The sequence below is a fragment of the Komagataeibacter kakiaceti JCM 25156 genome, assembly GCF_000613305.1.
Genome location: NZ_BAIO01000075.1, coordinates 1 through 8,503, shown reverse-complemented (window position 1 = coordinate 8,503; position 8,503 = coordinate 1). Strand labels below are relative to the sequence as shown.

Annotated in this window: 7 protein-coding genes and 4 pseudogenes; 4 read left to right on the top strand and 7 right to left on the bottom strand. The window is 63.4% G+C overall.

Features of this window, described 5'->3' with window-relative positions; translation table 11 throughout:
• The 4 genes and pseudogenes from JCM25156_RS06620 to mltG all read left to right on the top strand — a co-directional run.
• On the top strand, window positions 1–538 hold a 538-nt coding region (locus JCM25156_RS06620), incomplete at its 5' end, for an SDR family oxidoreductase (protein ID WP_025812545.1).
• A gap of 257 nt (window positions 539–795) precedes the next feature.
• Window positions 796–1,035: an acyl carrier protein gene (locus JCM25156_RS06615; RefSeq protein WP_003618476.1), complete on the top strand. Its 240-nt coding sequence runs from the start codon at window positions 796–798 to the stop codon at window positions 1,033–1,035.
• 73 nt (window positions 1,036–1,108) lie between these two features.
• Window positions 1,109–2,391, top strand: a pseudogene (gene fabF, locus JCM25156_RS22160) (beta-ketoacyl-ACP synthase II).
• A 48-nt stretch (window positions 2,392–2,439) separates the two neighbouring features.
• On the top strand, window positions 2,440–3,438 hold the full coding sequence (gene mltG / locus JCM25156_RS06605; RefSeq protein ID WP_025812544.1) for an endolytic transglycosylase MltG: 999 nt from the start codon (window positions 2,440–2,442) through the stop codon (window positions 3,436–3,438).
• A gap of 23 nt (window positions 3,439–3,461) precedes the next feature.
• Here mltG and JCM25156_RS22155 read toward each other — a convergent pair.
• The 7 genes and pseudogenes from JCM25156_RS22155 to JCM25156_RS06570 form a co-directional block, all read right to left on the bottom strand.
• Window positions 3,462–4,291 (bottom strand): annotated as a pseudogene (locus tag JCM25156_RS22155) (lipid-binding SYLF domain-containing protein).
• 123 nt (window positions 4,292–4,414) lie between these two features.
• Window positions 4,415–5,200 (bottom strand): inositol monophosphatase family protein, encoded by a 786-nt coding sequence (locus JCM25156_RS06595; RefSeq protein ID WP_025812543.1) that lies wholly within the window; start codon window positions 5,198–5,200, stop codon window positions 4,415–4,417.
• Window positions 5,201–5,226: 26 nt separating this feature from the next.
• Entirely contained in the window at window positions 5,227–5,400 is a 174-nt protein-coding gene (locus tag JCM25156_RS32030; RefSeq protein ID WP_277909403.1) for an MmcB family DNA repair protein, read from the bottom strand.
• Window positions 5,401–5,432: 32 nt separating this feature from the next.
• Window positions 5,433–5,668 (bottom strand): annotated as a pseudogene (locus JCM25156_RS32025) (MmcB family DNA repair protein).
• 86 nt (window positions 5,669–5,754) lie between these two features.
• Window positions 5,755–6,521, bottom strand: a pseudogene (locus tag JCM25156_RS22145) (nucleotidyltransferase family protein).
• An 8-nt stretch (window positions 6,522–6,529) separates the two neighbouring features.
• The gene (locus tag JCM25156_RS22140; RefSeq protein ID WP_034958656.1) at window positions 6,530–7,312 is read right to left on the bottom strand and encodes a sterol desaturase family protein; all 783 of its coding nucleotides are present in this window, start codon (window positions 7,310–7,312) and stop codon (window positions 6,530–6,532) included.
• The gene (locus JCM25156_RS06570) at window positions 7,309–8,418 is read right to left on the bottom strand and encodes an LptF/LptG family permease (protein ID WP_025812540.1); all 1,110 of its coding nucleotides are present in this window, start codon (window positions 8,416–8,418) and stop codon (window positions 7,309–7,311) included. The genes JCM25156_RS22140 and JCM25156_RS06570 overlap by 4 nt, the downstream gene beginning before the upstream one ends.
• Between the last annotated feature and the right edge of the window lie 85 nt (window positions 8,419–8,503).

Here is an 8,503-nt window from a genome sequence, read left to right as displayed (position 1 = left end):
TGCGCTGGTCGCCAGCGCCGAGGAAAAGGCGGGCGCGCCGCTGGCCATCCTGGTCAACAACGCCGGGCTGACACGCGACACGCTTGCGATTCGGATGAAGGATGACGACTGGAACCGCGTGCTCGATGTCGATCTTGCCGCCCCCTTCCGCCTGTGTCGCGCGGCACTCAAGGGCATGCTGCGCCGCAGGGCAGGGCGGATCGTCAATATCGCCTCCGTCGTGGGGGTGACGGGCAATGCCGGGCAGGCCAATTACGCCGCCGCCAAGGCGGGCATGATCGGCATGGGCAAGTCCCTGGCGCAGGAAGCGGGCGCGCGCGGCGTGACCGTGAACACCGTCGCCCCCGGCTTCGTCCAGACCGCCATGACTGACGTTCTGCCTGATGCGCAGAAGGAAAAGCTGGTCGGCGCCATCCCGCTTGGCCGCATGGGCCAGCCGGGCGACATCGCGCCCGCCGTGGTTTATCTGGCGTCGGACGAGGCGGGATGGGTCACGGGCGCGACCCTTCATGTCAATGGCGGCATGGCGATGCCCTGACGGATGTGATATTTTGCTGGACAGCAGGCCCGAAGTGACAAAAAAGATAGGCCTGACAGCCCGGCTGTCCCCTTAAATCCGGGGCGAACGGACACGAAATGCAATCGCTGCCTTGGCGATGGCATCAAAACCGTGCTAATCGCCCGCAGCTTCGTCCGAAGCAGGCCGGTGTGCAACGCCGGTGCGCAGGGACGTTACACGACGAACACGTTTCGAACCGCCCGTTTCTTTCAGGGGCAGACAGGAAGCAGAGACAGATGAGCGAAATCGCCGATAAGGTTAAGAAGATCGTAGTCGAGCACCTTGGTGTGGACGAAAGCAAGGTCACCCCGGATGCGTCTTTCATCGACGACCTGGGCGCGGACAGCCTGGACACGGTTGAACTGGTCATGGCTTTCGAAGAAGCTTTCAGCGTCGAAATCCCTGAGGACGCCGCCGAGAAGATCACGACCGTGAAGGACGCGATCGACTATATCGAGAAGCAGAAAGCGGCCTGATCGGCCTTTTGCCGATCACGTTTTAATACGAATTCAGTCAGGTATCGTTACTTTCAGGGAGCAGGACGGGTTGATGCAGTCTACCGGATTGACGTCTGGACAGCGGCGCGTTGTCGTAACCGGTATGGGCATGGTCAGCCCTCTCGGACTGGGTGTTGAGCGTAACTGGTCACGTCTCGTGGCCGGGGAAAATGGCTTTGGCCGTATTTCCGCGTTCGATGCGTCCGACCTGCCGGCGCAGGTGGCGGGTGAAGTGCCCGCGGGGCCGACGGGAAGTGGCGGCCTGACCCTTTCGGACTGGGTGCCGGTCAAGGACCAGAAAAAGATGGATCGCTTCATCCATCTTGGTCTCGTGGCGGCGACCGAAGCGGTCGAGGATTCGGGCTGGAAGCCGGAATCGGAGGAAGATCGCTGCCGCACCGGCGTCATGATCGGTGCGGGTATCGGCGGCCTCCAGACAATTTACGAGGCATCCGTGACGGTAAAGGAAGGCCGGGCCCGTCGCCTGTCGCCTTTCTTCATCCCGTCCGCCCTGATCAATCTCGTATCCGGCATGTCTCCATCAAATACGGTTTCAAGGGGCCGAACCATTCGGTCGTCACGGCCTGCGCCACGGGCGTGCACGCCATTGGCGACGCCGCGCGCATGATCATGCTGGGCGATGCGGAGGTGATGGTCGCCGGTGGGGCCGAGGCCGCGGTCTGCCCGCTGGGTATTGCCGGGTTCTGCTCCGCCAAGGCTCTTTCCACCCATTTCAACGACACGCCGGAAAAGGCGTCCCGTCCGTGGGACAGGGATCGCGACGGCTTCGTGATGGGGGAGGGCTCCGGCATCGTGGTGCTGGAAGAATATGAACACGCCAAGGCCCGTGGCGCCAAGATTTATGCCGAGGTGATCGGCTACGGCATGTCGGGCGACGCCCATCATATCACCGCGCCCGCGCCGGGGCATGAAGGTGCGTATCGCGCCATGCAGAACGCCCTGCGCAGCGCGGGGCTGACCACGGCGGACATCCAGTATGTCAACGCCCACGGCACCTCCACCATGGCGGATGACCTTGAGCTGGAAGCGGTTGAGCGTCTGTTCGGTGATGACGCGCGCAAGCTGGCCATGTCCTCCACCAAGTCCGCGACCGGGCATCTGCTTGGCGCGGCGGGCGCAATCGAGGCGATCTATTCCATCCTCGCCATTCGCGACAACATCGCGCCGCCTACGCTCAACCTGGACAATCCATCGCGTGAAAGCGTGATCGACCGCATTGCCCACACGGCGCAGGAGCGCAGGATCGATACGATCCTGTCCAACAGCTTCGGCTTTGGCGGCACCAACGCCAGCGTGATCCTGCGCGGCGTGTAAATGGTGGTGCCCGCGGGCACCACTTCTGGAAATACGTAAGGAGACGGGGTGCGCAGGGTTCTGACGGCCCTGGGGCTGGTATTCCTGCTGCTGGTCCTGTCAGGTCTGGGCATCGCTTTCGTAGGGGTGCGGCATTATGACGCCCCCGGTCTCCTGCCCGAACAGCGTACGGTTGTCATTCCGCATGGCGGCGTGGCGCAGGTATTCGCCACCCTGCAACAGGCCGGAGTGCTTGATGATAGCCCGCTGACGCAAAAAGTCTTCATGGTGGCTACGGCCCTGACCCGTGTTGACGGGTCGTTCCATGCGGCCGAACTGGTCTTTCCCCCCCATGCTTCCATCCGTCAGGTGCTGCTGGTGCTGCGCCATGGCAGGCCGGTCGTGCATCGGCTGACCGTGCCGGAGGGGCTGTCCGCCATCCAGATCGCGACTCTTCTGGAACGCGCGCCCTATATGGATGGCAGCTTTTCCTTCCCGGCGGAGGGATCGGTCATGCCCCTGACCTATGATTATGAATGGGGCATGCCGCGCGCCCAGATGCTGCTGCGCATGCAGCATGGCATGGATCGCGCCCTTGATCAGGTATGGCAGGGGCGTGAGGTTGATCCCGCCATCGTGGACCGGCATGACCTGCTGGTTCTGGCCTCGATGATCGAACGGGAAACCGCGCAGGCGGATGAGCGGCCGCTGGTCGCGCGCGTGTTCCTCAACCGTCTGCATCACGGAATGCGGCTTCAGTCGGACCCGACCGTGGTGTACGGATTGAACAAAGGGGACGGGCCGCTCGGCCATGCCCTGTCGCATACCGATCTTTCACAGCCCACGCCCTATAATACCTATCTTATCCCGGCCCTGCCGCCGGGGCCGATCTGTTCACCGGGCATGGCGGCACTTTATGCCGCGGCGCACCCGGCGCAGGGCGATCAGCTTTATTTCGTGGCGAATGGTCATGGCGGCCATGATTTCGCATCCTCGCTGGATGATCATAACCGCCATGTTTCGGTATTCAGGGCCGCGAAGCGCGCGCAGGAAGCCGCACCCAGATAATAGCGACCCGTCCGTCAGGTGGACTACTGGGGCGGCAGGCTCTGGCTCGTGACCGTGCCGGTGGGGGCGGGAGTCACGGCCTGCTGTGCCTGTGGGGCGGGAAGCGTCGTGCCCGTGGTGCCTGTCTGGCCATTTTTGCCCGGTCGGCTCTGGGCCGTGGCCAGCACTTCCGACAGGGCGGCACGCAGCGGGTCCGCGCCTGAATTATTGACCCGCATGGAGATGACAATATCCTCCGGGCCGACAATCTGGTTGTAATAGGCCCGGTTGGCGGCGCTGTTCACCCGCATCTTGGAGCCGCCAAGTGCCGCCCCCGCGAACAGCCCCTTGGATTTCTGCACGCCCAGAATGCTGGTATTATGCTCACCCGCCGTGCCCCGCTCCAGCCCGGACCCGGAGGAGGCGAAGGACGTGCCGACATCGGCGCTGAGCTTGAACTGGCTGTCCAGAAGTGACTGCACGCCTGATCAGTCATGACGAACAGCATGACCTCTACATCCTGCATGCCAAACTGGAGGCCGAAATTGGCAGAACTCATGCGGTAGAACGCCGGATCGGACCAAGAACCATGGGCGTCACGGGTCAGGAACACACAACCGCCGCCACCACCGCCAAAGGCCATGGACATGCGAAACACCGAGGGGCAGACAATCGCCCCACGGGCATCGGCCAGATAACGGGTGATCCGGCTATCCGCCGTCGCGGAGGAGAACATGTCCCGCACGGTCAGGGTCGCGCGGTCAACCAGGTTCTGTTCTTCCTCCATGCTCGCCGCCAGGGCGGCATGCAGCGGCATCATCAGGGCCATGGCGACGAGTGATGTCCTGATGAGATGAAACTTGTGCAAACCCATCCTCCCTTTTCCGATTCGTAGCGGCAGATCCACCAAAACGGTCCGTGCGTTGGAGTGGTCCGTTTTCATGGCTGAATCATGGCCGGTTAGGCAAGCCCGTTCAGCGCCCTGCCGCCCCGATAATTAAAAGGATACCCCCACCGCATCCGACAGCGCATCGGCAATGCCGGGGGCGGCGGCGAGAATGCTGATCCCGTCCGTCAGGCCCCCGTCGCGCAGGAAGGGGGAAACACGCGCACCGGCTTCCTCAAGCAGGACGAGGGCGGCGGCCACATCCCACAGGTTGATGCGGATTTCCAGATAGCCATCCTGCCGCCCGCACGCGACTTCGGCCAGCGCGATGGCGCCGGACCCGCCGGAACGTGGCATGGCGCCAAGGTTCAGGATGGCGTCGATCTTTTCCTGGAACACGCCGGGCGGCACGCGGTTGCTCCAGCCCATTTCAATCAGGGAGGAGGCGGTATCCGTGACCGGGGAGGCATGGATGCGCTGGCCGTTGAGGAAGGCCCCGTGCCCGCGCACCGCCGTATAGGTCTCGCCCAGGGCCGGGGCTTCGATAATGCCCGCAACGGGGGTGTCACCCTCCATCAGGCCAAGCGAGATGCACCAGCGGTTGCGACCGCGTGCGTAATTGGATGTGCCGTCAATCGGGTCCACGACCCAGCGCAGGGCGCCCGTGCGGGTGCGGCCTTCTTCCTCGCCCTGAAAGCCATCTTCGGGGAACAGGGTGCCGATTCGCTCCGAAATGAAGGACTCGACCGCGCCATCGGTTTCGGTCAGCCAGTCCTGCGCGCTTTTCTGGGTGCCCTTGGGGCCTCCGGGGGCAGGGCGCATTTTCATGGCCATGGCGGCGGCGTCGCGCACGACCGAGCGTGCGGCTTCAAAACGGCTCAGAATGGCCTGTGTCATCTCGTTAACCTTTCCTGTCTTAAAATCTATTCCACGCGCAGCGCCGTTTTCACCGCGTGTTCCACCTGCGGCATCTCGAACCGGTTCAGGCGCGTGGCGGCCTGCATCGCGAACTGGAGCGTCAGCCGCCGCCTGCGGGCCGGGGCAAGGGGCGTGCGGGGCGGGTGGCGGATAATGGCACAGTCCAAGCATGTGGTCATGCCATCCACGCCATGGCCTGTCGCCGCGACGATCAGCCGGTGCTTTCGGGCAGGACATCGGGGGGGAAATCCTGGCTGACCGCGAAATACATCTGGTCGCACCAGGCAGGTAGTCCCGCCATTTATGATCTGCACGGAAATCCGGCAGGCCGGATTTGATCTCGATGCAGATGAGATGCCCCTCCGCCGTCAGGGCCATGATGTCCGCCCGCCTGCGGTCGGGCAGGGTGAACTCATGCAGCACGGCCCATCCATGCAGCCTGCACATCTGGCTTGCGCCGGTGCGGATGGCGGCCTGGACCTGCGGTGCTGAAGGGCGGGGCATCAGGGGGAAGGAAGCCGGGATGGAGTCTGTCAGCCTGCCGGTGCGGTGGACAGAAGGCGCGTGACAAGTTCCAGATCGGCCGGCTTGTCCACATCCACGGCGGCGCGACCGAAGGGGAGCGGAATCAGGGCCACCCGTGCGCCGGACAGACGGCCAATGCGGCGGCAGACATCCGCGCGTGTCAGGCGGTGCAGCACGAAACGCAGCAGAACGCCAGGCCAAGGATACGGGCCATTTTAAGGGGGTGCTTGCGCTCGGCCTCCAGCTTCTGCCACAGCCGGATCACGCCCTGTGCGGCAGGCGTGCGGAACAGGAACATGTTGCAGCCTGAAAAGGAGCCATCCGCCAGCCGTATCATGGTGCGGCGGGTGCCCGGCACGTCGCGCTGGATATCCGGCTCCATCGCGATGCCCGCCGCCACGTCGCACCCGCTGTCCCGCGCCGCCTGAACGAAGGTACGGATCCATTCCGGTTCAAGCAGGGCATGGTCGGCGGTCGTGACCAGCAGCGGTGTGCCCAGCGTATCCAGCGCCTTCAGCACACTGGCGCTGGGGCCCGCGGCGGGCGGAATGAAAGTGACGGTATCCGGCACGAGCCCGGCAAGCACTTCGGGCTTTTCAATGCAGATGGCGATCTGGCCGACTGTCTCCACCGCCTGCAGCGCCTTGACGACACGGCTGATCATGGGAACGCCGCAGACAGGCAGGATGGCCTTGTGTGAAATTCCCGCCGCCTGGGCCATCGGGTCGGCGCGACCGGGCCGGCTGCCCGCCAGTATGAGTACGTTCAGCCCCATTGCCCCGTTCACGCCGCGTTGCGGGTGATATTCGCCCCATCGGGCCGGTCACGGGGCGGCGCGCCGGTTTCTTCCATGACCCAGGGGTACTGCTGCGCTTCCTTCACGTCGTAGCCGAGGTTGAAGACGCTCGGGCTGCGCGGGAAGCTGCGGGCATCGACATAATAGCTGCCGAACAGCCGGTCGGCCACGAAGCTGGTGATGCCGTAATTGCCGTTCTCGTTATGGAAATGGTGCAGGACATGGCGCTGCTTCATGCGCTGGATCCAGCTCATGCGCGGCTTGTAGTTCAGGTGCTGGATGCAGTGGAAGAATTCATAGATGCAGGTAATGGTCAGCCCCGCGCCAAAGGCGGCGGCGGCCCCGGCCAGGTTGCCGATGGCATAGCCGATGGGCACGGTCACGATGGCGATGGTGGGAATGGTGTTGGCGGGCGAGCCGAACAGCACGTCCAGCAGGTGGGGATCCTGATGGTGGTCGAAGTGGATGCGCTTCCACAGCGATGCGCTCCATTTCATGCGGTAGAGAAACCGGCCATGCAGGATGAAGCGATGGATTCCGTACCACACCAGCGGATAGACGAGCATGACCGACACGATGCTGATCGCGATCGGAAGCAGGGAAGTGTGGGCGTACACCATGATCGCGTAGCTGATGATGGCGAGGGCGAAATACAGCATGATGGTGGGGTAGGTCAGGTAGGCAATCCAGAGCTGACGAAGGTTCATCTTGCCCAGGTCGAAGCTTCGGCCCGTACGGATGGAACTGTTCTTCAGGGTGTTCGTAATCATCGCTCTTCGATCCTCAGTAGCACGGTAATGACGCCAAGGATGAAAATCAGAATCCCGACGCATATCGCCATAAGAGAAGGCAAGGTTCCCGCATTGCCCAGGGCGCGCAGCAGCCCCTGGAACACCACAAATAGCAGACCCGCGCCCAGACACCATATCGGAAGCCAGCTACGCGCACCGGCACGGGGGGGGATATAGACCACTGGCACCGCCAGTAACAGCATAACCGTAAATGTCACGGGTAACATGATGCGTCCCAGTATTTCCGTCAGGAAAAAAGACGGGGACTGGCTGGAGGCAAGCACGCCCCGCTGCTCGTCAAGCATGGTGCTGATCGACTGGGTGAAGCTGACCGTAAGCTGCATGATGTAGCCGGGGGTGAGCGACGCGGGCCAGTCCAGCCGCACGACCTGGCCCGGCGGCACGTCCAGCAGGTCAACGCGCGTGGGGCTGATCACGCTCAGCACGCGTGATGGCGTGCCGTACCAGTGCCCATGCACATAGTGCATATCGGTCAGGGTCGTGACCTTCTGCAGCAGGGACTGGTGGTCACGGTGGTAGACGGTCACGCTTTTCATGTGCGCGCCGCCACTGTCCAGATAGTTGATGTTGATCAGGTCATCACGCGAGCGGATCCAGTAATTGCGCCATGTATCCCCCGCGTTGGGGGAGGTGCGGTTCCACCACTGCGCCAGGGCAAGCTCGCTACGGGGCGTGATCTGGTCATCCACGATCCCGCTCAGGACGCCCAGCGCGAGGATGGTGGGCAGGAACAGCTTGATCAGCCCCGGCGTGGACAGGCCGGCCGCGCGCATGATCGAGATTTCATTGGATGTGGTGAGCTGCAGCAGCGTCAGCAGCGAGCCGATCAGAACGGCGATCGGCATGGCGTTGCCAAACAGAAGCGGCAGGTGCATCACCGCGTAATACAGCACGCCCGACAGCCCCAGATGGCGATGCATGATTTCCGTGACCTGCTCCAGCAGGGCCAGGATTTCCATGAGCGCCACCACGATGATGGTCGTGGTGAACACCTTGCCCAGAAGTTCGCGCGACAGGTACCCGATCAGGACCGTGCCGCAGGCCATGCGGAGCCGGTGCTTCATGCCGGGCCTTCCGCAACGTGGCGTGGCAGGCCATCGGCCGAAAGTTCACGCGGCGGCAGGGCCGGGCCACGGACCAGCAGCGTGC

Bases quoted from the DNA above. Each gene is read 5' to 3' on its own strand.
- JCM25156_RS06615 (WP_003618476.1), top strand. From the start codon at position 796: ATGAGCGAAATCGCCGATAAGGTTAAGAAGATCGTAGTCGAGCACCTT.
- JCM25156_RS06595 (WP_025812543.1), bottom strand. From the start codon at position 5,200: ATGACACAGGCCATTCTGAGCCGTTTTGAAGCCGCACGCTCGGTCGTG.
- JCM25156_RS32030 (WP_277909403.1), bottom strand. From the start codon at position 5,400: ATGACCACATGCTTGGACTGTGCCATTATCCGCCACCCGCCCCGCACG.
- JCM25156_RS22140 (WP_034958656.1), bottom strand. From the start codon at position 7,312: ATGATTACGAACACCCTGAAGAACAGTTCCATCCGTACGGGCCGAAGC.
- JCM25156_RS06570 (WP_025812540.1), bottom strand. From the start codon at position 8,418: ATGAAGCACCGGCTCCGCATGGCCTGCGGCACGGTCCTGATCGGGTAC.